This is a genomic window from Staphylococcus durrellii (assembly GCF_015594545.1).
Taxonomy (GTDB): Bacteria; Bacillota; Bacilli; order Staphylococcales; family Staphylococcaceae; genus Staphylococcus; species Staphylococcus durrellii.
Map to the genome: position 1 here is coordinate 94,074 of NZ_JADIIO010000001.1, position 25,684 is coordinate 119,757.

Genomic DNA, 25,684 nt, shown 5'->3' on the forward strand with positions numbered 1-25,684 from the left:
TTTTAAATCTTTCAAACTTACAATTAAAGATTATTGCTTTGAAATACTCATAAGTTCATTTGGTTGATTAATCGCGCGCGATTGATTAAAGTTGGACTAGAAGAGGAGGGGTTATTTTGATTGATGAAGAAATGAAATTGGCTAATCAGTTATGTTTTTCTGCTTACAATGTTAATAGATTATTTAGCAAATTTTATGAACAACAATTAAAAAAATTTGGTTTAACATTTTCTCAATACCTTGTTTTACTGACGTTGTGGGAGGAAAATGATCAAACGCTGTGGGCAATTGGTAAAAAATTAGATCTAGCGAGTAACACTTTAACGCCATTACTTAAAAGATTAGAACAAACAGGCTGGATTCAAAGAACTAGAGCTGAAAATGATAAACGACAACTTATTGTAACTTTAACTACGAAAGGTATAGACCAGCAAGAAGAAGTGCATAAAGCTATTTCTAAATGTATTTCTTCACAATTTGACGTAGATGAATATATAAAAGCTAAAAATATTATGGATAATTTAGAAGAAACGTTGAAAACTATTACAAAGGATGATTCAAATGAAACAATATGATGTCGTATTTTTAGGTAGTGGACATGCTGCTTGGCATAGCGCATTAACTTTAAACCAAGCAGGTAAATCAGTAGCTATCGTTGAAAAAGATCGTATAGCAGGTACATGTACGAATTATGGTTGTAATGCCAAAATTTTATTAGAAAATCCGTATGAAGTGTTAGAGCAAGCTTCACACTATCCCAACATAATTAATACTGAAGCATTATCAGTGAATTGGGAAAACCTTATGTCTTATAAACATAAAATCATTGACCCTATGGCAAATACTTTGAAAGGTTTATTTGAACAACAAAGTATAGATATTATTGAAGGGGCAGGAAGATTAGTAGATGAGCATCATCTCGTAGTAAACGGTGAACAATATTACGGCGAAAACATAGTTATTGCGACAGGCCAACACAGCAATAAGTTAGATATTGAAGGATCTGAATATACGCATGATAGTAGAGATTTCTTATCATTAGATCAAATGCCAAATAGTATCACATTTATAGGTGTAGGCATTATTAGTATTGAATTTGCTAGTATAACTATTAAATCTGGCGTAGAAACGCATATGATTCATGTTGACGATGAGCCGCTCAAAGGTTTTTATTCAGCACATGTTGCTAAATTAATGGATAAATTGGCTGCAGAAGGCGTTCAATTCCATATGAATGAAAATACTACTGCGATTAAAGAGCAAGGTGATCGTTATACAGTAGCAACAGAATCAGGATTAGAGATTACCACTGACTATGTGCTAGACGCTACTGGACGTAGACCAAATGTACACGGTATTGGACTTGAAGAGGCTGGCGTTAATTTTACTAATCGAGGCGTACAGGTAGATGAATATTTACGTACAAATATCCCTAATATTTATGCTAGTGGTGATGTATTAGATAAAGCAATTCCTAAATTAACACCTACTGCAACATTTGAATCTAACTATATCGCTGCACATATTTTAGGTATGAATGACAATCCTATTAGTTATCCCGCAATACCTTCAGTCTTATATACACTACCAAGATTGAGTAATATTGGGGTTTCTATAGATGAAGCGAACAAGAGCGACGATTATAAAGTGAAAGATATTCCTTTTGGTAAACAAATGGTGTTTGAATATAAAAATGAAACTGAAGCGGAAATGACTATCGTGTTGAATAGTAATAAACAATTAGTAGGAGCTGCAATTTATGCCGATGATGCACCGGATTTAGTCAATTTACTAACTTTCATTGTGAATCAAAAATTGACGGCTCAAGATTTAAATCAAATGATTTTTGCATTCCCTGGTTCATCTAGTGGTGTGATAGATCAATTGAAATTAGCAATGTTATAAAAGGAGCGCTATATAATGACTAATAATATTTATGATATACAAGTTGCTAACAAAGATGGTAGCACTTATTATTTAAATGACTATAAAGGTAAGGTAATAATAGTTGTAAATACTGCTACAAAATGTGGATTGAGTGGTCAATTTGAAGAATTAGAAGAGCTTTATCAAAAATATAAAGATCAAGGACTTATTATTCTAGGATTTCCGTGTAATCAATTTGCCAATCAAGAACCTGGTACAGACGACCAAATCTCAGAAACATGCAAAATTAACTTTGGTGTAACTTTTCCAATACATGCTAAAATTGACGTAAATGGTAAAGACGAAAGTCCATTATTTACACTACTAAAAAATGAAGCATCAAGTTTATATGGTAAAAAAATTAAATGGAACTTTACGAAATTTGTTATCGATCGAGAAGGTAATGTAGTAAAAAGACTTGCCCCTAAAGATAGTCCTAAAAAGGCTGAAAAATTAATTCAAGATTTATTGTAAATAGTCTTTTTTCAAGTTAAAAGGGATAGCAGCAAAGGAGTTATGCGATGTGGACAAATTAATTTTAGTCAGCTACGGCCAATTTTGCAATGGAATTAAAGATAGTTTAGAAATGATACTCGGACCATAACCACAAGTTTTCACTGTGCCATTACTAGAAGAAGGCGAAGCTGACATCAAACAAAAGTATAACGATATAGTAAATAAAGATGATAACATAACAGTCTTTGTAGATTTACTGGGTGGGACGCCGTCAAATGTAATGTCACAATTGCTTAAGGAAGGACAAAACTTTAAATTATATACAGGGATGAACCTACCAATGGTCATTAGTTATATAAGCAGTATTGTGCATGAACAACCGAAAGATTTTCATGTTAGAGCACGAGAAGGTATCGTATAAGTTAATGACATGCTCAATCATATCGATGATGAAGACGAATAAACTAGAATAAGTAGCAGTTGAAATTTTTTAAATGAGTAGAAATAGTTAGTTGGTTATTATTACCAAAATAGTGGTCAGCCTTAATTGAGAGGCTGGCTACTTATAGTTTATTAAATATAATTAATTATAAATTAACGATAAATATTTAATAATTATATTAGTGTAATAATATAACTATTGATTTAGACATAAATTAAATTTACAATAATAAATAAGGGATATATTTTTTTGAGCACGAATAACAACGTTGTTATTCGTTTAAGTGATTAAAATTTTATTATGCATAAATAGTTAGTTATTGGCGAAGATTAAATGGAGGGGATTATATGGCCAAAATTTTAAGTATTTTTGTAAGCGCATTCATTATTTGGGGTATGTTTAGTTTTGCGTTTAACTCACAGATCAAAGCACAAGAAAAACCAAAGGAGATAGTTTTAGCTCATAATCAACCAACAGAGCATCCTGTACATAAGTCGCTTGAAATCTTTAAAAAGGAATTGGAAAAAAAATCTCATGGTCAAATTAAAGTGAAAATATACCCTAATGGCCAATTGGGTAGTGAGCGTGAAGCAATAGAAATGACACAAACAAATGCTATACAAATGACCAAAGTATCTGCGGGTGCACTTGAAAGTTTTTCACCTTCGTATTCTTTATTTAACGCACCATATTTATTTAATTCACAAGACAATTATCGTCATTTAATGAAAGAGAAAAAAGTCCAAAATGCATTTTTCCATAGTACTTTTGATAATGGATTTTTAGGAATTACATATTATGATGCCGGCGCTCGTAATATTTATACCAAAGACAAAGCTATCAAAAATAGTAAAGATTTAAAAGGAGTTAAAACACGCGTTCAACCAAGTAAAACGAGCGTTAAGCTAATTAAATCATTGGGTGGTACACCAACGCCTATGGATTTTGGTGAGGTATACACTGCGATGCAGTCGGGTGTTATAGATGCTGCTGAAAACAATGAAACCGCACTCACAACCAATAATCATGGGGAGATAGCGAAAAACTATTCTTATACAGAACATGCTTACGTTCCCGATGTCTTAATTATGAATAAGGATACTTACAATGATCTTACAAAGCAACAGCAAAAATGGCTTGCTGAAGCGGCGGCTGATTCAACTAAAAAGCATGAAGTTTTATGGGACAAAGAAGTTAAACATGCAAAGGAAGTTGCTAAAAAAGATATGGGAGTGAAATTCCATAAAGTAGATAAATCATCGTTCAAAAATGCATCCAAACCGTTACGTAAAGAGTTTGCTAAAGATCCAAAAACTAAAAAATATTATGACTTAATTCAAAAGGAGGAAAAGAAATATGAAAAAAGTAAAACAAAGCATTGATAAAGTATTACTTACATTAGCTGGTATTGCATTATTTATAATGGTTTTATTGTCTATTTATCAAGTGGTCTCACGTTTTATTTTTAATACACCAAGTACAGTTAGTGAAGAAATTGTACGATTTCTTTTGATTTGGTTTGCGCTGCTTAGTGCTAGTTATGTTTTCGGAGTTAAAAAACATATTGCCATTTTATTTTTTAGAGAAATTTTACCTAAAAAAGTACAGTTAATAATGGAAAAAATCACTGATATTTTAATTATAATTATTGCGCTAGTATTGATGATTTACGGCGGTTATGAAGTAGTAAAACTGACGTGGACACAATACGCACCATCTACAGGGTTGTCGATGGCAAGTATGTATGGCGCACTCCCAGTATCTGGAATATTTATAATTTTTTATTCTATCTACAACTTATTGGATAAAAGCGAATTAGATAATATGGATGATGGGGGGACTACATCATGACGTTAGTGGCAGGTTTAGTATTATTTATTAGTTTCTTTGTATTTTTGTTTTATGGATTACCGATAGCTATTTCTATTATTTTAAGTTCTATAATTACATTATTATTGATATTACCTTTTGATGTAACCATTGCGACAGCAGCACAACGTATGGTTACAGGGATAGATGATTTTACAATGTTAGCAATTCCATTGTTTGTGTTAGCTGGTATCATTATGAATAATGGTGGTATAGCATTTAGATTAGTTAACTTTGCAAAAGTCTTGGTAGGACGATTGCCTGGTTCGCTGGCACATACAAACACTGTTGGGAACATGTTATTCGGTTCAATATCTGGTTCAAGTGTTGCCGCTGCGGCTGCCATGGGTCGTATCATGGGGCCTATGGAAAAAGCACAAGGCTATAAAAAAGAATATTCTGCCGCTGCAAATATCGCTTCTGCACCATCAGGTTTATTAATACCTCCAAGTTCTTTACTAATAGTGTATTCTCTAGTTAGTGGTGGGACATCTATAGCGGCACTATTTATTGCAGGATATATTCCAGGTATTTTATGGGGCATTTGCTGTATGATTGTTGCATTTTTTATGGCTAAAAAACATGGCTATAAAGGATCTGAAAAGATTGCATGGAAAGATAAAATATTTTTATTTTTAGATGCTATTCCAAGCTTATTACTAATTGTCATAGTAATAGGTGGGATTGTAGTTGGCGTGTTTACAGCAACAGAAGGAGCAGCAGTAGCTGTATTATATGCAACAGTATTGTCGCTCATTTATAAAAGTTTAAAAATTAAAAATATACCAAGTATAATTAAAGAAACTGCAGAAATTACAGGGATGATTTTATTTTTAATTACTGCTTCGGCATTATTTTCACTCGTTATGAGTTATACAGGTTTACCTGAAGCAATATCTAAAAGTATTATTTCGTTAACTGATAATCCAATTCTGTTATTACTATTAATGAATGTTATTTTATTAATAATTGGAACTTTTATGGATATTACGCCAGCAGTATTAATTTTTACTCCGATTTTTTTACCAATATCTGAAGCTATAGGCTTAGATCCTATTCATTTTGGAATTATTATAGCCTTTAACTTATGTATAGGTAATATTACGCCACCAGTGGGAAGTGCGTTGTTTGTGGGGGCTAGTGTTGGAGAAGTCAGGGTAGAATCAGTATTTAAATATTTATTACCTTATTTTGCTATACTTATCATTTTATTACTTGTCATTACCTTTATACCGCAATTATCATTATTTTTACCAAAATTATTAGGATTATAATAAAAAAAGTGAGTCTGAGGCTTAATATTGTCTTCAGACTCACTTTTATATGAGCAGTAGATGATTGAATTGAAAATGCGCTTGTATCAAGCTTTTTCCAACTCTAGTCATCTTTGTTGGGTCGGGACTACAAAATCTTCTTATAAAAATAAGATTTTTGCCCCGCCCCCCATTGTTTAATTAAAAGATATTAATTTTTCATGCTCTAATTTATCGTCATACATAGGAATTTGACTATTTTTTTGAATGAAGATAGGGATAGTGTCAAGTTCAATATCTAAGGAGATATATTGACCACCTTCATAACTTTCTTGTGTAAAGAAATTAACCCAACCTTTATTGTTTTGTGGTAAGTAGATTGTTTTAGTTGATTGTCCCGGTTCTACTACTGGTGAAACTAACATCTTCGAACCTAACATCCATGTGTCGTAATCTTCTAATGTCTGAGTGTCTCGTTCAAACTCTAAAAACGTTGGTCGTACAATAGGCATAAAATCATGATGACTCTCTTGTTGTAATTGGTCAAAATAAGGAATTAAGCGTTCATGAAGATGCATTGCTGCTTTAACATCTTCGAGCACTTCAGGATGCATCCAAGGTTCATTTACCGTTTGATCGCTATTCCAAGAATGTATTGAAAAACGAGGATAAAATATACCATTTTGTACCCAACGTAAAAATAGTTCAGGATCAGGTTTGGGTCCGGAAAAGCCTCCGATATCATGACCAAAGTTATGTACTCCCGATAAGCTTAATCCTTGAGCCATATAATTATTATATTTTAAAGATTCCCAGCTCGTATTGTTATCACCGGTCCAAGTTTGCACGTATTTAGACATACCTGCACAACCGGAACGACTAATGATATAAGGAGTAGTGGTGTCAGTTTCTTTAATTTGAATCTCCCTAGATGCCATAGACATTAATAATGGCATGATTGCTCTATAGTCATTGAAGTTAGTATGACCGCTATTAAAGCCATAAACTTGCGCGTGTGAATCCCAAATTTCAAATTCATTATTGTCATTCCACGTGCAATGAATGTGGTTGTCGATTAATTTTGTTTTGATTTGATGTTGCCACCATGCAATCGTTTGAGGATTAGTAAAGTCTAAGTAATAGCCTTCATCATCCCAAAATTGAATTTTAAGAGGGTCGCCATGTTCATCTTTTATAAAACCGTCAAACTCCAAGACTTCGTCAAGTAGGGGATGATTTAACATAAGTGATGGCTTAATGTTTGCTACCACTTCCACCTTATTATCGGTAAATGCCTTACCAAATGCTTGAGGATTAGGAAACTTGTCATAATTCCAATTAAAGACATACCGCTTATCGTCTATGGATGTATAGCCTGATGATAAATGAAATGAACGTACATTAATATCGTGTTTTTTACAATCATTTAGAAAGTGAGATAAACGTGACTGAGAACGTGGTTCGTCAGTATACTGCATCGTTGAACCTGAGTATGAAGCGCTCCAGCTAGGAAAAACAGTTGGGCGACCTGTTATTTGACTGAACTTTTGTGTTACGTCCTTTATAGTAGAGCCACCTATAACATAATAGTCTAAGAAAGTTGCTTCCGTTTCATAATAACGATAATAGCCATGATAATTGTCTAGTTCTTTCCCTAAATCAAATGTTGAGCGTTGATAATCATCGTAATAAAGACCATACGTCATTTCATTTGATGGCTTATAAGTAATATAAAAAGGAATATGTTTATATAAAGGGTCAGTATTTTTGGCGCTATAACCCATAGCGTCAATATTTAACATGCGATAGCGTTCGCCGTGTTTATTTACTGTGCCCGACTTTTCACCTAGGCCAAAGTATTTTTCATCTATTTCCCTGGAAATATAATGGCATGTAGAATGGTTATCGGAAATGTCGAAATGATAAGCTTGAGTTTGACGATCATTAAATAAAGGTTGGAATATATCCTTAGCATCTTTTTGAAACCAATAAAATTTCAAACGTTGTTTATTTATTACTAATTTTAATTGAGTCGTCTTAATAGTTATGTCCTCGTCGTTTTCATCGACAGTAAATTTGGATAATGCAAAACCATGTGTATGATATCTTGATAAACCTTCGTATGGTAAAACAGTGTCATAAGGCGTAATAGTATAAGTAGGTAGCGTTATACGAGCGTTTTTACTTATTTTTACGTTGATAATAGTATTTTCTAATACACGAATAATATAAAAACATTTTTTGACCGGATGTTTTATTTCGACGGTATGTGCGTTAACTAAATGTGCAATTTTATGAGTCATTTGCGAGCCTCCTCAGAAAAATGAAAACGTTGTTATTTTTACAGCATATAGTTTTATGTGTAAAATTGCAAAACAATTGGATAGTTATTTTATAAATTGTGTGATGTATAAAACCTATGAAATTGTAGTCGAAATGGTTAATAAATAGTGAATATTAATAAAAAATAATGGCACCACTAATCTTGAATTTAAACAGTATTCGTCAATACAAATTATATAAAATATGGAGTTTTATTTTAAATTATTTTATAATCGCGTAAAAAGAATCTATTGTTATTTAATTATAGAAAATAATAGTAAATTTAATGGGGTGATGTTTTTGATGCTAGATATATTTCAAAATCAAAAGACAACAATATCAATGACGCAACAACTTAGCCAGTCAATATCACTACTACAATATTCAGTAATGGAGTTAAAAGAATTTATACAAGAAGAGGCATTAGAAAATCCCTTGATTGAAATAGAAGATAAAAAGTATGATAATGCAAAAATAAATACGACTAAGTATAAAAATGATAATGACAATGATTATATTGAAAGCTTGCCAAATGAAGATCATTTAATTTGGGATGAACTATTAAGGGAGATTAAAGTAGCTGATTGTATACAGAGGGATAAAGTAATTTTAGTTAAAATTATTTTAAATTTAAATGAAAGCGGTTTCTTAAATGTGGATGATGACGCTTTAGCTCGTGAATGCAATATTAAAGACTATGAGTTAGACGAATATATTTTATTGTTACAAAATTTTGGACCACAGGGTGTAGGTGCGAGAAGTCTAAAAGAATGTCTACAATTGCAAGTCAGAAACGAATCAGCGCAGATTCGAAAAATAGTACAACATTCAGTTAAAGAAATAGCAAATGGCGATTGGGAGAAAATTGCCCTACAATTTAAACTGTCTAAAACAGAATTATCTACATTTATTGAAATGGCAAAGAAACTTAAAATTAAGCCATTTGCATATGAACGCGTGAGTTCGGAGTATTTACAATTATTTCCTGATGTCATTATAGAAAAGCATAAAAAAGGGTTCAACGTACGCTTGAATGAATCATGTATACCTAATGTTGAAGTGAATGAATATTATCTATCATTGGAAGATCAAAATAAGGAATTAAAATCATACATTAAACAACATTACAAAAACTATTTATGGCTGACACATAGTCTTGAAAAAAGGCAAGAAACACTAATGAATGTTACGAAATCCATATTAATGTATCAACAAGACTTATTTGATAAAAAAAGAAACATGATAAAACCAATGACACTTGAATCTATTGCTAGTGATATTGATATGAATGTTTCTACTATAAGTAGAACAATAAAAAATAAAGTTATTCAATCGCCAGCAGGCACGTTTTATATGGCAGATTTGTTTACCTCTAAACTAAGTACAGGTATGGGAGATAATGTCTCATCTATCAATGTTAAAAGTTTAATTAATAACTATATTAAAGATGAGAATAAGTCGGAACCACTGTCAGACAATGCACTTTCGACTACATTAAGAGAGCAGAATGGAATTGAAATATCACGTCGAACTGTTACGAAATATAGAAAAGCGATGAGAATTGCTAGCTCGACTGATCGTAAAAAGGAACGGTAAAAATAATTTTATCTCGTTTATATTATTTGGCACGCTTCTTGCATGTTAGTAAGTGTAAGGTCAAATAACAGGAGGTATAATTATGGAAATCGGAATCGTTAAAGAAATTAAGAACAACGAGAACAGAGTGAGTTTGTCACCAAGTGGTGTGCATGCGTTAGTCGAACAAGGACATAGTGTAGTTGTTGAAACGGCTGCGGGTTTTGGTTCATATTTTGAAGATGTAGATTATGAAAAGGCTGGCGCTCAAATTGTTAATTCGCAGGTAGAAGCGTGGAATGTTGATATGGTGATGAAAGTTAAAGAACCATTAGTAGAAGAGTTTCAATATTTTAGAAAGGATTTAATATTGTTCACTTACTTACATTTAGCAAACGAACCAAAATTGACTGAAGCATTACAAGAAAATAAAGTAACGAGTATTGCTTATGAAACAGTTCAATTACCAGACCGTTCATTACCGTTATTAACGCCAATGAGTGAAGTGGCGGGACGCATGTCGACACAAATTGGTGCAGAGTTTTTACAAAAGTACAAAGGCGGTATGGGGATTTTATTAGGTGGCGTGCCTGGAGTATCTAAAGGGCAAGTTACTATTATTGGTGGCGGTCAAGCTGGTACTAACGCTGCAAAAATCGCACTTGGTTTAGGTGCTGATGTTACTATTTTAGATGTTAACCCTAAACGACTTCAGCAGTTAGAAGATTTATTTAATGGTCGTGTCCATACGATTATGTCTAATCCTTTAAATATTGAAGAATGTGTAAAAAATAGCGACTTAGTGATAGGTGCCGTATTGATTCCTGGCGCAAAAGCACCAAAGCTTGTTACAGAAGAAATGGTTAAATCAATGAGAGATGGTGCCGTCATTGTAGATATTGCGATTGACCAAGGCGGTATATTTGAAACAACTGATAGAATTTCGACACATGACAATCCAACGTATAAAAAGCATGGGGTTGTACATTACGCTGTAGCTAATATGCCTGGCGCAGTGCCTCGTACATCAACGATTGCTTTAAATAATGCTACCTTACCTTATGCATTACAAATCGCTAATAAAGGCGTTGAAAAAGTTATGAAAAGTAATAATGAGTTAGCGTTGGGATTGAATACTTATAATGGAAACATTATGAATCATGAAGTTGCAAGCGCGCTAAACAAAGAATATTACGCTTACAATACAGAATTAGTATAACTACCAATATTTATAAGTTAACGTAACCCCACAAAATAACGTTAAAACTTAATTTAATTAATCTTCCCCTATTTATTTCGAGATTGATAATTAATTCTGTTGGACTTAAAGCAACCACTCAAATAGTATTTGAGTGGTTTTAATTTTGATAGACATAAAAAACACTTTTGCTAATTAAAACAAAAGTGTTTAAAAGATATTTAATAATGCGCAATGGATATATTATTTAGGCTGTTGTTGGGTAATGCAGTGAATATTCCCACCGCCAACAGAAATTTCTCGTGTGTATACTTGGACTATTTTACGGTCAGGAAACAATTCTTGGAATGTCGTATATGCTATATCGTCTTGCAGATCATTAAATTTAGGTATAATCACGCCATTATTACATATATAACAATTCACGTAAGTTGCGATAAAGAGTGTTTCTTCTGAGCGTTTAAAACTCGAATCACTTAAATCAAGTTCATCACTTTCTTCCGATGATAGTGTTATTTGTTCTGGCATAGGTAATTTGTGAATTTTTAAAGTTCGACCTTTAGCATCGGTAACGTCTTGGAGTTGTTCATATACCGATTGGATTAATTTGTATTGTGGATGATTCACATCTTCTGTCCATCCCATAGCTACTTCTCCGGGTTTAACATAGAATAGTACCTCATCAATATGGCCATCTGTCTCGTCGTCGACTAAACCATTTTCTATCCATATGACTTTCTCAACGTTGAGATAATTACTTAATTGCATTTCCATATGACTTTTTGAAATTGTAGGATTTCTATTATTGTTAAGAATACATTGTTCAGTTGTAATAACCGTGCCATCACCATCTACACAAATAGAACCACCTTCTAACACGATGTGTCTTGCATCATATCCATCAACATTAGTTAATTCAAAAATTTTATTTTTTAGTAATTTGTCTTGGTCCCAAGGGAAATAAAGACCTTCATCAATACCTCCCCAAGCATTAAATGACCAATTAATACCTCGTACAATGCCTTGTTCATTTTTTAAAAAGGTTGGGCCGATATCTCGCATCCATGCATCATTAGAAGATATTTCTATGACACGTACTGAATCAGGTAATCTATTTCTTGCATCTTCATATTGTTCTCGGTTTACACAAACCGTAACTGGTTCAAATTGTGAAATTGCAGTAGCTACCTCAGTAAATGCTTTTTGTGCTGGTTTGGCACCTGCTCGCCAAGTATCTGTTCTTTGTGGCCACAACATCCAAGTTTGGGCGTGAGGTTCATACTCACCTGGCATTCTGTAACCGTCTTGCATAGGTAATGTATCATTTATAAGTGACATAATATTCCTCCTTTACAATTAACATAATGCAAAATTCGTACCAAACTTTAATTATTATGAGTGTCAATGTTATATTTTTTTAGTTTTCTTACATAAGTTGTTTGAGAAATCTTTAATGCTTCCGCAGCTTTTCTCGTTGACCTATATTTTTTTTGATATTGTTCCAAGATGTCTTTTTCAATTTTGTTTAAATAGTCAGGTAATGAATCTATTTCAGAGGTATTAACATTGCTTGTAGTCGTTGTTGTTTCTTTAGTTTGTAATATTTTTTTAGGTAGAAATGATACGTCGATCTTGTCATCTTTAGCAATAACTACTAAGTATTCGATTACATTTTCTAATTCTCTTATATTACCTGGCCAATCATATGCTTCTAAATATGAGCGTATTACTTTATCTAGAATAACGTTACGATTATATTTTTTATTAAAATAATTTGTAAAATGATTTAAGAATCCGCGAATATCTTCTTTTCGTTCTCTTAATGACGGAATATTAATATCTATAACGTTAAGTCTATAGTATAAATCAGCGCGGAATGATTTTTCTTCTACCATACTAATCAAATCTTTATTTGTAGCTGTAATAATTCGTACGTTAATTTTTTCTTCTTTAGATGCACCTATAGGCACATAAGTATGATCTTGTATAAGTTGTAAAATTTTTGGTTGTAAGCTGAGAGGTAATTCTCCAATCTCATCTAAAAATAAAGTGCCACCATGTGCTTGTGACACGAGTCCTTCCTTGCCGTTAGCATTTGCCCCTGTAAATGCCCCTTTTTTATAACCGAAAAGTTCAGATTCTAATAGCGTTTCAGGTATTGCGCTACAGTTGATTTTAATGAATGGTTTATTTGATCTATCGCTTAAACGATGAATCTCTTTGGCGAACTTACTTTTGCCTACACCCGTTTCCCCAGTTAATAAGGTGTTCGTATCCACGATAGCGATACGTTCAATAATATCCATAACTTCTTGAATCTTAACACTCTTCCCTTTAATCAATTGATCTTGTTGGTGCTTTTTGTAGGCAGGCGCATAGTTAATTGCATTCTTGTAATTTTTTAATAGTTCTTCAGATTTTTCGAGTTGCAATGATGATTTAACTGTCTCAGTAATATCTCGTACTTGAACTAAAACATATTGTTGAGGATCATTTGGAAATTTTATTAGTTTACCAGTTGCTAAATATTTATAATCATTTGAAGTTTGTATTTTTGTAGTCATTTTATTGTTTTTTAAGACGACACGTGTGACGGACGGTTTAAATAATCCATCCTTTTCCAAAATGCTTATATGTTGCCCAATAAGTTGAGAACGTGGTGTATTCAATTGTTTAGTGCTCGTATCATTCATCCATACTACGATGCCATCATAATTTGTTATGAAGATACCATCATTTAATGCATTGAAAACAGACTTTATATTTTCATCGCTATATTCGAAAGTATTTAAATTCATAATACCCCTCATTTCTTCATCATTTATTAGTGATGCAATTGTGACTCATTGATGCAAATGTAACTCACTATTAATAAATATAATTCTCATTTTATTAGAAAACGCTTTCAATAAAAAGGATTAAGCTGTAACTATTCAGTTGTCAAAATAAGTTGGCACGAAGTTTGCATATAGCAAAGTAAGGGGGGATATATGTGGAGACATCGGAATTAAAAGTAGATGAAACTTATTTGTTTGAAAAAATCAACAAAAGCTCAGAAGTTGGCAAGACGGCAAATAATGGATTGTATCGTTTAGCTTTAACTCATGAAGATAAGTTAATTCGAGATGATTTTATTTCTTGGATGAAGGAAGAATCATTAGATGTTCGCGTAGATGACTTTGGTAATATCTATGGTCGACGCAAAGGTATAAATAATGAGGCTTCTCCTATTGTGATTGGGTCTCATCTTGATACGCAACCTTATGGTGGCCGTTTCGACGGTGTATTAGGTGTGCTTGGAGGTTTATCGGTAATTAAAACATTAAATGATTACAACATAGAAACAGAGAGACCTATCGAGCTCATTAATTTTACAAATGAAGAGGGGGCTAGATTTCCGCAGCCAATGGTCGCTTCTGGTGGACTAATAGGTGAATTCAAAAAATCATATATCTATAATCTTGCTGACAATGAAGGAACTACCTATGAAGAGGCATTAGAGCATATTAATTATAAGGGATTAGAATCTCAACGTATTAAAGAGGCACATAGTTTTCTTGAATTGCACATTGAACAAGGACCAGTTTTAGAAAATGAACATAAAGACATTGGAATTGTTCAAGGCATTCAAGGTATGACGTGGTTGTCTATTAATATTAAAGGTTTATCTAATCACGCTGGTTCTACACCGATGCAAGATAGAAAAGACGCATTTCATAAAGCTACAGCTGTGATACAAGATATCTATGAAATAGCCGAAAAACATAAAGGCTTAAATATCACAATTGGTAAGGTTGATGTTTCACCTAATGTACCTAACGTTATTCCGGGTGAAGTGCAGTTTATAGTAGATATACGTCATCAAAATAAGGGTGTTTTAACAGAATGCCAAACTAAAATAGAGCAATTTATTGCTGCAGTATCAAATGAACAAGATTACCAAGCTACTGTATCAGTCGACTGGGCGGCTAAACCGACTGTATTCGCGAATAACGTAACTCAAGTTATAAAAGAAAGTACAGAATCACTAAAATATTCAAATTTAGAAATGTATAGTGGCCCGGGGCATGATGCGAAACATATGGCAGGTATGACGGATACTGGAATGATATTTGTACCTAGTCATAAAGGTATTAGTCACAATGAAGCAGAATTAACTTATGATAAGCATATTATTCAAGGCGTAGAAGTATTGCTAAAAACAGTAAATAAACTAGCAAATAATAATAAATAAAATTGGAGTGTTAATTATGACGAACGAAAAAAACTTATTTGAATTAGACCGTGAACATATTATTCATCCTCAAAGTAATCCAAAAGAACATTATGAGCAAGGACCGAAAATTATATTTGATGAAGGTAATGGCATTTATTTGAAAGACGTTGAAGGTCGTGAATATATCGACGGTGTTTCTATGTTATGGAATGTCAACTTAGGTCATGGTAATAAAGAATTAGCAGAAGCTGCTTATAACCAAATGACTAAAGCGGCATATACAACTACTTTTTATAATTATACAAATGAACCTTCTGTAAAATTAGCAGAGAAAATTACGTCATTAGCACCTGGAGATTTAAATGCAATTTTCTATACATCAGGTGGTTCAGAATCTAACGATACAGCCTTTAAACTTTCTAGATTTTATTGGCAACAAAAAGGTTACGACAACAAAAATATTATTATTTCTCTTAAAAGAGGTTATCACGGTGTAACGATTGCAGCACAACGTGCTACAGGTATTGGAGCTTACAGAGATTTCTCAGGTATACTCGAGCAAAAAATTATTAATGCAGAAGCACATTTAACTGAATGTGAGTTAGGTGACAAATCACATCCGGATTATGACAAAAGTATTAGTGGTTTAATTGATGAGTTGGGTGCAGATCAAATTGCCGCAATTATTATTGAACCCGTCCAAGGTGCAGGTGGCGTGCATGTTTCTCCAGACGGCTATTTACAAGCAGTTAGAAGTATATGTGATAAGAATGATATCCATTTTATCGCTGATGAAGTAATTTGTGGATTTGGTAGAACTGGTAAAATGTTCGGCTGTAATCATTGGGATGTAGTACCTGATTTCATGTGTGTCGCTAAAGGTCTTACAAGTGGTTATATTCAATTGGGCGGCGTTATCATGAGAGACGAAATCAAAAATACATTGAATGAATTTGATGACATGTTACCTCACGGATTTACTTATAGTGGACACCCTACTGCATGTGCGGTAGGCCTAAAAAATATAGAAATTTTAGAAAGGGATAACTGGGTGTCACATGCTAAAAAAATGGGTGACAAATTATTAGATGGCCTGAAAAAGTTAGAAGCAAAATATTCATTCTTTTCTAATCCCCGTGCTAAAGGTTTATTAGCAGGTATTGATTTAGTAAAAGATAAAGAGACTAATGAACCATTTGACTTCGATGATAGAGCAGCAAATCAACTTATTACAGAATGTTTTAATCGCGATTTATTAATTCGTGCATTTGATTTTGAACCAGGTATGAACATCGTAGCTATTGCACCCCCTTTAATTGTGAATGAAGAAGAAATCGACAATATTATCAATATCGTAGATGAAGCAGCATCTGAAATCCAAAAAACAATTTATAAATAATTTTAACGGGGGAGTTATATGACTGTTACACAAAATAAAGTAATTCCAGAAGTTCAAGCGTTTTTAAATAAGCCAATTCCGTTATTTATCAACGGGGATTGGCATACACCTAGAGATAAGGCGACGTTTATTGCTGAAAACCCAGCTACGAGCGTACCGTTAGCAACTGTGTATGAAGCTAAAGAGAATGAAGTGAATATGGCGGTAGACTCTGCAGAACGAGCATTTAATGATAGTGCTTGGGCGCAAATGAGTGCTTATGAAAGAGCAAAATTAATGTTTAAATTAGCTGATTTAATGGAGCGGGATTTTGAAATTATAGCACAATTAGATTCATTAGATAACGGTAAGCCTGTGGGTGAAGTGAGAGAAAGTGATTTGCCCAATGCGATTGAAAACTTACGTTATTTCGCTGGTTGGACTACCAAATTAACAGGCCAAACTATTCCAATAGACACAGAATTTTTAAATTATACAAGACATGAACCTATAGGCGTAGTAGGACAAATTATCCCATGGAATTTCCCGATAATGATGGCTTTATGGAAAATAGCACCGGCGATTGCTACAGGTTGTACGGTTGTTCTAAAACCTGCAGAACAAACCCCTGTGTCAGCACTTTACCTAGGAAAATTAATTAAAGAAAGTGGTTTTCCAGATGGTGTAATTAATATTATTAATGGATTCGGTAAAGAAGCGGGACATTATTTAGTAAATCATCCAAAAGTTAATAAAATTGCATTTACTGGATCAACTGCAACAGGTCAACAAATTATGAAACAAGCAGCCGATACGATGAAACGAGTCACATTGGAACTCGGAGGTAAATCACCGAATATTATTTTGGAAGATGCTGATTTAGATAAAGCTATTCCCGGCGTATTCAGTGGCATTATGGTTAATCAAGGTGAAGTATGCTGTGCGGGTTCGCGTGTGTTTATTCCAGAAAATATTTTTGACCATGTCGTACAAAAATTAAAAGATTATGCAGAAAACACTGTTTTAGGCATAGGTATTGAAGCAGGCACGACAATGGGACCATTGGTATCTCAAAAACAATATGACATCGTTACTTCTTATATTGAAAAGGGTGTTAAAGAAGGCGCAACAATGGTTACAGGTGGTGTAAAAAACGGAGATGGTTACTTTGTGAAGCCAACCATTTTCACTAATGTTAACAAAGAGATGTCTATTGTAAAAGAAGAAATATTTGGACCCGTAGTTGTACTAATACCGTACTCTGAAATCGATGAAGTCGTTGGCATGGCGAATGATACAGAATATGGTTTAGCCGCGGGTGTTTGGACACAGAGCTTAAAAAATGCACACTCAGTGGCTAATAAATTAAAGGCTGGAACAGTTTGGATAAATTGTTATAACTTAACGAATGCTGCAACACCATTCGGAGGGTATAAACAATCAGGATTTGGACGTGAGATGGGGTCATATGCGTTGGAAAATTATACAGAAGTTAAAAGTGTATGGGTCAATTTAGATTAACACTTTAATAATGATGAAGCATGGCAATCAGATATGACTTTATTAATTAATTTCCTGTATTCAAATACATGGAAGGAATGATTTTATGAATGACGAAAGACATATTGAACGAAAGCTTAAACTTGTTCACATCATTACACTTGGTTTGGCCTATATGGCACCATTTGCTGTATTTGATACATTTGGCATAGCTTCCAATATTTCTTCAGGGCATGTACCATTTGCATATGTGTTTGTATTTTTAGCTATTTTATTAACAGCATTAAGTTATGGCAAATTAGTAAAAAAATATCCATCATCTGGTTCAGTCTATGCTTATACTAGAAATATTATTAATCCTTATGTAGGTGTTTTGGTAGGGTGGCTATCGTTTATAGCTTATCTGTCATTACCAATGATTAATGCATTGTTAGCCAAAATATTTATTTCATCACTCTTGCCACAAATACCAGGTTGGACTTGGATAGTTGGATTGGTAGTACTAATCACATTGCTAAATATATTTGGTATAGAGTTTGCGGCTGCGCTTAATATAGGATTAGTCTTCGTTCAAATACTTGTAGGAATCGTGTTTATAACGTTAACTGTGCATGATATAAACAGTGGTACAGGGCACTTTATGTCATTAAATGAATTGATGCCAAAACTCCATGAATTAAGTGGATTCTTTGGCGCATCAGCTTTGTTAGGTATGAGTTTCATAGGTTTTGATGCTGTAACGACATTAGCAGAAGATACAGTAAATCCTAAGGAAACGATACCTAAAGGAATATTTTTTATTACGATTATAGGTGGCGTATTTTTCTTTACTGTAACGTACTTTATGCAATCACTAATTCCAAATGTATCAATATTAAAGAATATTCAAGGTGCATCACCTGAAATAGCCACAATCATTGGTGGAAAAGCGTATTTAATCTTTTTCATCTTAGGAGGTATGTTTTCGGTATTTGCTTCTGGTTTAGCTGCACAAATAAGTGCTTCAAGACTGCTGTATGCTATGGGAAGAGACAATGTTATACCTAAAAGGTACTTTGGCTACTTAAATAAGAAAACAAAAACACCTGTTTTTAATATTATTATCACAGGTATTCTAGCACTGTGTGCCTTATTTTTAAATTTAGAACAGGCGACATCACTAGTTAATGTTGGTGCATTTACTGCATTTCTAGTGGTGAATATATGTGTAGTGAAAAATTATTTTACACTCGATAATAAAAGTAATATTTATTACATAGTTACAGAGCTCATCTTTCCTGGGTTAGGCCTTATTTTTATCTTGTATCTATGGTTGAATTTAAATAAGTTTGCAATTGTCATTGGTGTGATTTGGTTTATCATAGGCATCATTTATTTAATGATTACTACACGTTGCTTAACGAAAGAGCCAGTAGACATTGCTTTTGAAGAGTTGGAAGATTAGCATGATAAAGCATCATTTAATTAGAGTAACTATAAATGACTAGAGTATAAAAGCGCTTATTTTACATTAGACAAAATAAGCGCTTTATAATTTATTGATTATAGAAAGAGAGTAAGTGCATGATTTATCTTGACTGTTCTAGAACAAATTTCAAATGCGGTAAAATCTTGTTGCGTAACTTCAATGGGCGAATGGTAAATAATATGGGTCGCTTAATAACTAAAGAGGTATATTTAGTCACTTCTCAAATGCTAATAATTTTAAGTATTAAATTGTAAACATATAGTACAAAAAGCATCCAAGAAGAACTGTAAGTAAACCGTTCTAATGGTTTATATTTCTTTAAATTTCGCCAGTAACTTTATTAAAGTTATTTATAGAGATTGTTATTTTGATAGAATCTATGGTCTGTTTAGCCGGTATAATATAATTATGATACGCACTAATTAATTATTGCTCAGCTTTTAACGCTATTATAAAAATATATATGCAATTGGTGTCACAATAATTAGACTTAAGACTGTTCTTTCAAACCAAATTATAACCAAATCTCTAATGCGTATTGGTATATCAGTAGCAAGAATGCTCGGTACGCTTGCCGAGAAAAATATAATTGTTGAAACGGAAGTTACGGCGATGATAAATTTAGTAATCAAGGGTGCTTTCACTATTATTAAAGACGGTAAAAACATTTCTGTAATACCAATAGCAGAACTTTTAGCCGCTAAAAAAGCGTCTGGTATATGTAGCAACCATGTCAAAGGGTAAAAAATATAAGCTATATAATCAAAAATAACTGTATACTGCGCGAGTAGTAAACAAAGTAAACCAATTGATAATATAGTAGGTAATATGCTCATGGTCATAAATAAACTTTCTTTTAAATTTAACAAGATATTTTTAATTACATTTGGTGAGGAATCTGCAGTTTCCATTGCTTTCGACCATGCAAAACGCAACTTCTGCATCCCTTTTAAATGGCTCGTATCATCTTCCTCATAAGGCTTGTCGTAATAACTATTTTTCATGTTACGAATTGGCCAAATTCTCACTGTACAAGCCGTAACGGCAACAGTAACAATAAGTGTAGTCCAAAAGTATAAATTCCAAATAGTCATTAAATCTAAAGTTTTAGCAATTACAATCATAAAAGCTACAGTCACAGTAGAAAAGCCTGTCGCAATAATGACAGCTTCCTTATGTGTGAATTTTCCTTCTTTATATTCTTTATTTGTTATTAATAAGCCTACCGCGAAACTTGCGACAAATGATGCCAGGGCATTTACTGCAGAGCGTCCCGGTGTCTTCCATATTGGATGCATAACTTTTTGAGCATAAACACCTACAAATTCTAGCAATCCGTATCCTACTAACAAAGCAAGTACCGCGCCTCCAGCAGGGACCGTAATACCAACAGGAATAACTAAGAAATTAAAGACATAGTTGCCGGTTTTTTCACTAAGCAACCAAGTTGGACCAATATTAAAAATTAGCATTATACCTATAATAAGTCCTAAAACCTTAAATAAACTAAAAACGATTTCGACAGTACTGCGCTTCCACGTCCCATTTAAGAATGGATGTATCGCACCTGCAACTATAATAAGCATAATAAAAACCTTTGTTAACAATGGTAAGGTCTGACTTATCCATGTGACGAAATGATCTAATAAAATAGAAGAAGTATTGTTAATAGTTATCGGCACGAAAAAAATAATAATACCAATAAGACTATATACAAAAAACTTAACTCCATTAAAGAAATTGTTGTTATTAGATTGCGACTTTTCGGCATCTTTAGACATTTAAACCATCTCCCTTAATATGATGGTAAGGCAATTTATTCAGATTTATTATCGAAATTACGTCCCTCAAGACCAGCCAATTCTTCTTTTGATGCTGCTGGTGCTTTCATTTCAAAAATTTCTTCGACTACAGTGTAATCATAATAACCTAATCGAGCGATAGGTTTAATTGACTTAATGTCCAACTTACCATTATCTAAGATGACCTCATCTTTGATATGAACTTGAGCTACTTTACCAATAACGATATCTACTGTTGATACAGGATCGCCAGTAGGTATGCGAATAGTTTGAACATATTCACATTCAAATTGAATAGGGGATTCTTTAACTCTAGAAGCTGGTGCATCAATACATTGTGCTTTAGAAATGCCCGCATATTCAAATTCATCTACATTTGGTTCAAGTGCTTTAGCGGATAGATTAACCGCCTCTCTTAGATCATATGTCGCCATGTTCCATACGAACCAACCTGTTTCTTCAGCGTTTTTTACTGTATCTTTACGGTCGTGGTCACCTAACACAGATTGATTAGCGGCAAACATAACCATAGGTGGATCCCAAGTTAAGTTTTGATATTGGCTATAGGGAGCCAAATTGTCATGTCCATCTTTGGATACTGTAGAAATCCAACCAATGGGTCTTGGCACTGTACTACTTTTAAATGGGTCGTGTGGTAAACCGTGACTACGTGTTCCTTGTTTTGGTGAATAATTCATTATAAATCCCCCTTAAAAATATAAAATAATATAATTTCATTTTACACTTTGGCGTTTTTATTACTAATACATTTTAACTATTAATCTATAGTCTTTCCCTATACATAATAAAACGAGACGATAGTTTATCTCATCAGCCGTATTTAACTTGGATTGGCCTAACTGTGATGATGTTACATTGTACACATACAAGGATTAGAGATATTTTAAGTACCATTATGTAGCGTCGTTTGGAACAAGATTTATCTGAATCTTTATTCATAACAAATGACAATAGTATTACTATTAAATTTCTTGATTTTGTAAAATTGGCAATACCAATATTTTGCCTAAGTGTTAATATTTTGCGAAATATTGTAAAAATAATTTTTTGTTGTAACAGTTAGGGTTTTAAAATGTTTAGTTTGGCAAAACTAAACAATTAATAAATATTGTGGAATATAATTTAGATAAATTAAATAAAGGAGATGATTAAAATGATGATAGCGGATATTATCGGCGGAGTTATTAAATTAATCAAAACACTAGTAGACACTTTCGCCTAAGCATTGTGAAATTACTATAATTTAAATTTAAAGGAGAGTTCAAATTATGTCAGGTATCGTAGAAGCAATTTCAAACGCAGTAAAATCAGGTTTAGGTCATGACTGGGTATCAATGGGGACTAGCATTGCAGACGCAGTAGCTAAAGGTATTGACTCAATTTCTGGTTTAATTGGTTAATCGTATAATTTAAGTTTTATAAATGAATAAAAAATATAAGTATGATGCATTGTCATATAAATTAGACACTTTCGTTAATTTCATTTTGTAGTGAAAATTAACGGGAGTGTTTTTTATTTTTAATCATTATTGTTAGCCAACGTAATTATCTTACTATCTATAAAAAAGTCATTTAACTGCATTATGAACCACTTATTAAATATAAAAAAGGACAAAAATTTAGATGTGTTGCATTTTTCCACACAAAGAAAAATCTAATGGTGGTCACGTATCTTGTAGGAAGTTAAAGTAGATATTGTAATTTTTTTAAACCTAAAATACTTTAAGTGTTTAAAAAAGGGTAAAGGTTAAATAATTTAAAAATAAAATAAATATATATAGGAGGGAATGTTTTGGCAAAACTACTGTACAAAATGGGAGCATTCATTGCTAAACATAAATGGACGGCTCTTTTTTCTTGGATTATCGTACTTGCAGTAATTATTGGTATCCTTTCAGTTAATACACCGAAATTTGACGACGACATTACAATGAATGGTCTGAAGTCATTAGATACTAATGACAAAATTAGTAAAGAATTTCATCAGGATAGTCAAAAAGCATCGATGCGGATTGTTTTCCATTCCGACAAAGATAGTGGCATAACAGAAAAAAGCACGAAGAAAGACATAGAAAAAGCGTTGGATAATATCAGTCAAGATGATGATTATATCCAAAATGTTTCTAATCCTTTTGATAACGGACAAGTCAACAAAGATAAAAATACAGCTATCGCAGATATTAACTATGTCGTACCGCAGACCGGTATGAAAGATCAATCTAAGAAAATTATCGATAATGAACTAAAAGATGTAACGGATAACCACAATGTGCATATCGAAAAAACTCAACAAAATGCTATGGACGCAGAGCCTGGCGGTACTTCAGAAATTGTGGGTATTATTGCAGCATTTATTATCTTGTTAATTACATTTGGTTCTATCATTGCAGCAGGTATGCCGATTGTTAGTGCGCTAATTGGTTTAGGTACGAGCGTTGGACTTATTGGTTTACTAACTTATGTCTTTGATATTCCAAATGTCACATTAACGCTATCAATTATGATTGGTCTTGCCGTGGGGATTGACTACTCACTCTTTATACTATTTAGATATAAAGAACTTGCGAAAAAAGGTAAAGACCCTATAGAAGCAATTGGCTTAGCCGTAGGTACTGCAGGTAGTGCGGTCATATTTGCTGGTATAACAGTTATGGTAGCAGTTTGTGGTCTATCATTAGTGGGTATCGACTTCTTAGCGGTTATGGGATTCTCTTCTGCTATTAGTGTGTTATTCGCAGTATTAGCAGCGTTAACTTTATTACCAGCACTAATAAGCATTTTCCATAAGCGTATTAAGTTAACTACGAAGAGAGACAAAGAAAAATCTAAAGATAAAAATGTTGAAAGTAGTCCTTGGGGTAGATTTATTGTTGGTAAACCTGTAATCGCAACGCTTATTGGCTTGATTATTTTAATTCTGGCACTTATTCCAGTTAGTCATATGCGTTTAGGTATGCCTGATAACAGTCTGAAACCATTAGACTCACCAGAACATAAAGCATACAAAATGATCTCAGATAACTTTGGAGAAGGTTATAATGGTCAAATTGTCATGTTAGTAAATACTAAAGATGATGGAAGTAAAAAAGATGTCGAAAATGATTTAGACAATATTCGCGAAGACATTAAAGATTTAAATCATGTAGATAAAGTTGCTAAAGCACAACTTAATGACAATAATAATTATGCATTGCTTTCAATTGTACCTGAAGCAGGACCTAACGCTAAATCTACACAAGATTTAACTTATGAGTTACGTGATTATAATAGTCAGGCAAAAGAGAAATATGACTTGGATACAGAAATATCAGGTCAAAGTGTAATTAACATTGATATGTCAGAAAAACTGAATAACGCAATCCCAGTATTCGCTGGCGTTATCGTTGCAATTGCTTTCCTCTTGCTTGCATTTGTATTCCGTTCAATTATCGTACCGTTAAAAGCAGTGTTAGGTTTCGTACTTTCACTTGCTGCAACGTTAGGATTCACAACGCTAGTTATGCAAGATGGGTTCCTAGGAAATCTCTTTGGAGTTGAAGCTACTGGACCAGTACTGGCATTCTTACCGGTTATCGTAATTGGTATACTCTTTGGTCTCGCCATAGACTATGAGCTCTTCTTGATGACGCGTGTACACGAAGAATATAGCAAGACTGGTGACAATGACCATGCGATTTTAGTTGGTATTAAACAAAGTGGACCAGTTATCGTTGCTGCGGCCTTGATTATGTTCAGTGTATTTATTTCATTCGTCTTCCAAGATGATTCAACGATAAAATCTATTGGTATTGCTCTAGGTTTCGGCGTACTATTTGATGCATTTGTTGTTCGTATGCTGATCATTCCAGCATTGACAAAACTATTTGGTAAAGCGACTTGGTATTTACCTAAATGGTTAGATGGCATAATGCCTGAAATCGATATTGAAGGTAAAGCATTAGAACAAAGTTCAAATTCAAATGAATCACAAGCAACTGAAGTTACTAATGATTATGATGAATATACAGATACAGATACTGATGCACAAAATCGACAATACGCAGATAGTCGCAAACCATCATATATGGGTTATGAGAATGAACAACCTAATCATTTTAATAATAATGGTCACGATCATTTTACTCATCAAGCACCGCCGAGTTATTTCGGTACAAGTGTACAACAAGATGAAGATATTGATTATGAAACATTGTATACGCAAGAAGGCAATGGTCATGAACAAGGTGATTATCAGTCTGCACAATATGCGGGTTATGAA

19 protein-coding genes and 1 pseudogene are annotated in these 25,684 nt (G+C 33.2%); 15 read left to right on the forward strand and 5 right to left on the reverse strand.

The window, feature by feature from the left end; all coding sequences use genetic code 11:
- Positions 1–116 precede the first annotated feature (116 nt).
- From ISP02_RS00395 to ISP02_RS00425, 7 genes are all read left to right on the forward strand, one after another.
- Positions 117–575: a MarR family winged helix-turn-helix transcriptional regulator gene (locus tag ISP02_RS00395; RefSeq protein ID WP_195719667.1), complete on the forward strand. Its 459-nt coding sequence runs from the start codon at positions 117–119 to the stop codon at positions 573–575.
- Positions 562–1,905: a dihydrolipoyl dehydrogenase family protein gene (locus tag ISP02_RS00400; protein ID WP_195719669.1), complete on the forward strand. Its 1,344-nt coding sequence runs from the start codon at positions 562–564 to the stop codon at positions 1,903–1,905. Before ISP02_RS00395 ends, ISP02_RS00400 begins: the two co-directional genes overlap by 14 nt.
- A gap of 15 nt (positions 1,906–1,920) precedes the next feature.
- Entirely contained in the window at positions 1,921–2,400 is a 480-nt protein-coding gene (locus ISP02_RS00405) for a glutathione peroxidase (protein WP_061854011.1), read from the forward strand.
- Positions 2,401–2,545: 145 nt separating this feature from the next.
- Positions 2,546–2,803 (forward strand): PTS sugar transporter subunit IIA, encoded by a 258-nt coding sequence (locus ISP02_RS12920; RefSeq protein ID WP_328805997.1) that lies wholly within the window; start codon positions 2,546–2,548, stop codon positions 2,801–2,803.
- Positions 2,804–3,171: 368 nt separating this feature from the next.
- Complete coding sequence (locus ISP02_RS00415; protein WP_195719671.1) at positions 3,172–4,206, forward strand: TRAP transporter substrate-binding protein; 1,035 nt, start codon at positions 3,172–3,174, stop codon at positions 4,204–4,206.
- Complete coding sequence (locus tag ISP02_RS00420) at positions 4,181–4,675, forward strand: TRAP transporter small permease (protein ID WP_061854008.1); 495 nt, start codon at positions 4,181–4,183, stop codon at positions 4,673–4,675. Before ISP02_RS00415 ends, ISP02_RS00420 begins: the two co-directional genes overlap by 26 nt.
- Positions 4,672–5,967, forward strand: coding sequence for a TRAP transporter large permease (locus tag ISP02_RS00425; RefSeq protein ID WP_061854007.1), 1,296 nt, complete (start codon positions 4,672–4,674; stop codon positions 5,965–5,967). Before ISP02_RS00420 ends, ISP02_RS00425 begins: the two co-directional genes overlap by 4 nt.
- A gap of 176 nt (positions 5,968–6,143) precedes the next feature.
- Here ISP02_RS00425 and ISP02_RS00430 read toward each other — a convergent pair whose 3' ends face one another.
- Positions 6,144–8,249, reverse strand: a complete 2,106-nt coding sequence (locus ISP02_RS00430; protein WP_208455757.1) for a glycoside hydrolase family 31 protein — start codon at positions 8,247–8,249, stop codon at positions 6,144–6,146.
- A gap of 322 nt (positions 8,250–8,571) precedes the next feature.
- On the opposite strand from ISP02_RS00430, the gene rpoN reads away from it, so the two are divergent.
- Together rpoN and ald are read left to right on the forward strand one after the other, a co-directional pair.
- The gene (rpoN, locus tag ISP02_RS00435; RefSeq protein WP_195719672.1) at positions 8,572–9,864 is read left to right on the forward strand and encodes an RNA polymerase factor sigma-54; all 1,293 of its coding nucleotides are present in this window, start codon (positions 8,572–8,574) and stop codon (positions 9,862–9,864) included.
- Between the two features lie 82 nt (positions 9,865–9,946).
- Entirely contained in the window at positions 9,947–11,062 is a 1,116-nt protein-coding gene (gene ald, locus ISP02_RS00440) for an alanine dehydrogenase (RefSeq protein WP_195719674.1), read from the forward strand.
- 222 nt (positions 11,063–11,284) lie between these two features.
- Here the strand turns inward: ald and aguA are convergent, their stop codons facing one another.
- Positions 11,285–12,379, reverse strand: coding sequence for an agmatine deiminase (gene aguA / locus ISP02_RS00445; RefSeq protein WP_195719676.1), 1,095 nt, complete (start codon positions 12,377–12,379; stop codon positions 11,285–11,287).
- A gap of 47 nt (positions 12,380–12,426) precedes the next feature.
- Positions 12,427–13,839, reverse strand: coding sequence for a sigma-54 interaction domain-containing protein (locus ISP02_RS00450; protein WP_195719679.1), 1,413 nt, complete (start codon positions 13,837–13,839; stop codon positions 12,427–12,429).
- A 194-nt stretch (positions 13,840–14,033) separates the two neighbouring features.
- Between ISP02_RS00450 and ISP02_RS00455 the strand changes: the two genes are divergently transcribed.
- From ISP02_RS00455 to ISP02_RS00470, 4 genes are all read left to right on the forward strand, one after another.
- Positions 14,034–15,275, forward strand: a complete 1,242-nt coding sequence (locus ISP02_RS00455; protein ID WP_195719681.1) for a M20 family metallo-hydrolase — start codon at positions 14,034–14,036, stop codon at positions 15,273–15,275.
- A 16-nt stretch (positions 15,276–15,291) separates the two neighbouring features.
- Positions 15,292–16,656 carry an aminotransferase family protein gene (locus ISP02_RS00460; RefSeq protein WP_195719683.1) on the forward strand — a complete coding sequence of 455 codons (1,365 nt, stop codon included), beginning with the start codon at positions 15,292–15,294 and terminating at the stop codon, positions 16,654–16,656.
- Positions 16,657–16,674: 18 nt separating this feature from the next.
- Positions 16,675–18,156, forward strand: coding sequence for an aldehyde dehydrogenase family protein (locus ISP02_RS00465; protein ID WP_195719685.1), 1,482 nt, complete (start codon positions 16,675–16,677; stop codon positions 18,154–18,156).
- An 85-nt stretch (positions 18,157–18,241) separates the two neighbouring features.
- The gene (locus tag ISP02_RS00470; RefSeq protein WP_195719687.1) at positions 18,242–19,579 is read left to right on the forward strand and encodes an APC family permease; all 1,338 of its coding nucleotides are present in this window, start codon (positions 18,242–18,244) and stop codon (positions 19,577–19,579) included.
- A 473-nt stretch (positions 19,580–20,052) separates the two neighbouring features.
- Here the strand turns inward: ISP02_RS00470 and ISP02_RS00475 are convergent, their stop codons facing one another.
- Together ISP02_RS00475 and ISP02_RS00480 are read right to left on the reverse strand one after the other, a co-directional pair.
- On the reverse strand, positions 20,053–21,384 hold the full coding sequence (locus tag ISP02_RS00475; protein ID WP_195719689.1) for a YjiH family protein: 1,332 nt from the start codon (positions 21,382–21,384) through the stop codon (positions 20,053–20,055).
- Between the two features lie 35 nt (positions 21,385–21,419).
- Positions 21,420–22,103: a flavin reductase family protein gene (locus ISP02_RS00480; protein ID WP_195719691.1), complete on the reverse strand. Its 684-nt coding sequence runs from the start codon at positions 22,101–22,103 to the stop codon at positions 21,420–21,422.
- Positions 22,104–22,694: 591 nt separating this feature from the next.
- Between ISP02_RS00480 and ISP02_RS00485 the strand changes: the two genes are divergently transcribed.
- On the forward strand, positions 22,695–22,826 hold the full coding sequence (locus tag ISP02_RS00485) for a beta-class phenol-soluble modulin (protein WP_195719693.1): 132 nt from the start codon (positions 22,695–22,697) through the stop codon (positions 22,824–22,826).
- A gap of 392 nt (positions 22,827–23,218) precedes the next feature.
- Positions 23,219–25,373, forward strand: a pseudogene (locus tag ISP02_RS00490) (MMPL family transporter); the annotation flags it as partial.
- Positions 25,374–25,684: the final 311 nt, after the last annotated feature.

Excerpts from the sequence above, each read along its gene's own strand:
- ISP02_RS00400 (WP_195719669.1), top strand. The coding sequence starts at position 562 with ATGAAACAATATGATGTCGTATTTTTAGGTAGTGGACATGCTGCTTGG.
- ISP02_RS00405 (WP_061854011.1), top strand. The coding sequence starts at position 1,921 with ATGACTAATAATATTTATGATATACAAGTTGCTAACAAAGATGGTAGC.
- ISP02_RS00415 (WP_195719671.1), top strand. The coding sequence starts at position 3,172 with ATGGCCAAAATTTTAAGTATTTTTGTAAGCGCATTCATTATTTGGGGT.
- ISP02_RS00420 (WP_061854008.1), top strand. The coding sequence starts at position 4,181 with ATGAAAAAAGTAAAACAAAGCATTGATAAAGTATTACTTACATTAGCT.
- ISP02_RS00425 (WP_061854007.1), top strand. The coding sequence starts at position 4,672 with ATGACGTTAGTGGCAGGTTTAGTATTATTTATTAGTTTCTTTGTATTT.
- ISP02_RS00430 (WP_208455757.1), bottom strand. The coding sequence starts at position 8,249 with ATGACTCATAAAATTGCACATTTAGTTAACGCACATACCGTCGAAATA.
- rpoN (WP_195719672.1), top strand. The coding sequence starts at position 8,572 with ATGCTAGATATATTTCAAAATCAAAAGACAACAATATCAATGACGCAA.
- ald (WP_195719674.1), top strand. The coding sequence starts at position 9,947 with ATGGAAATCGGAATCGTTAAAGAAATTAAGAACAACGAGAACAGAGTG.
- aguA (WP_195719676.1), bottom strand. The coding sequence starts at position 12,379 with ATGTCACTTATAAATGATACATTACCTATGCAAGACGGTTACAGAATG.
- ISP02_RS00450 (WP_195719679.1), bottom strand. The coding sequence starts at position 13,839 with ATGAATTTAAATACTTTCGAATATAGCGATGAAAATATAAAGTCTGTT.
- ISP02_RS00460 (WP_195719683.1), top strand. The coding sequence starts at position 15,292 with ATGACGAACGAAAAAAACTTATTTGAATTAGACCGTGAACATATTATT.
- ISP02_RS00465 (WP_195719685.1), top strand. The coding sequence starts at position 16,675 with ATGACTGTTACACAAAATAAAGTAATTCCAGAAGTTCAAGCGTTTTTA.
- ISP02_RS00470 (WP_195719687.1), top strand. The coding sequence starts at position 18,242 with ATGAATGACGAAAGACATATTGAACGAAAGCTTAAACTTGTTCACATC.
- ISP02_RS00475 (WP_195719689.1), bottom strand. The coding sequence starts at position 21,384 with ATGTCTAAAGATGCCGAAAAGTCGCAATCTAATAACAACAATTTCTTT.
- ISP02_RS00480 (WP_195719691.1), bottom strand. The coding sequence starts at position 22,103 with ATGAATTATTCACCAAAACAAGGAACACGTAGTCACGGTTTACCACAC.
- ISP02_RS00485 (WP_195719693.1), top strand. The coding sequence starts at position 22,695 with ATGTCAGGTATCGTAGAAGCAATTTCAAACGCAGTAAAATCAGGTTTA.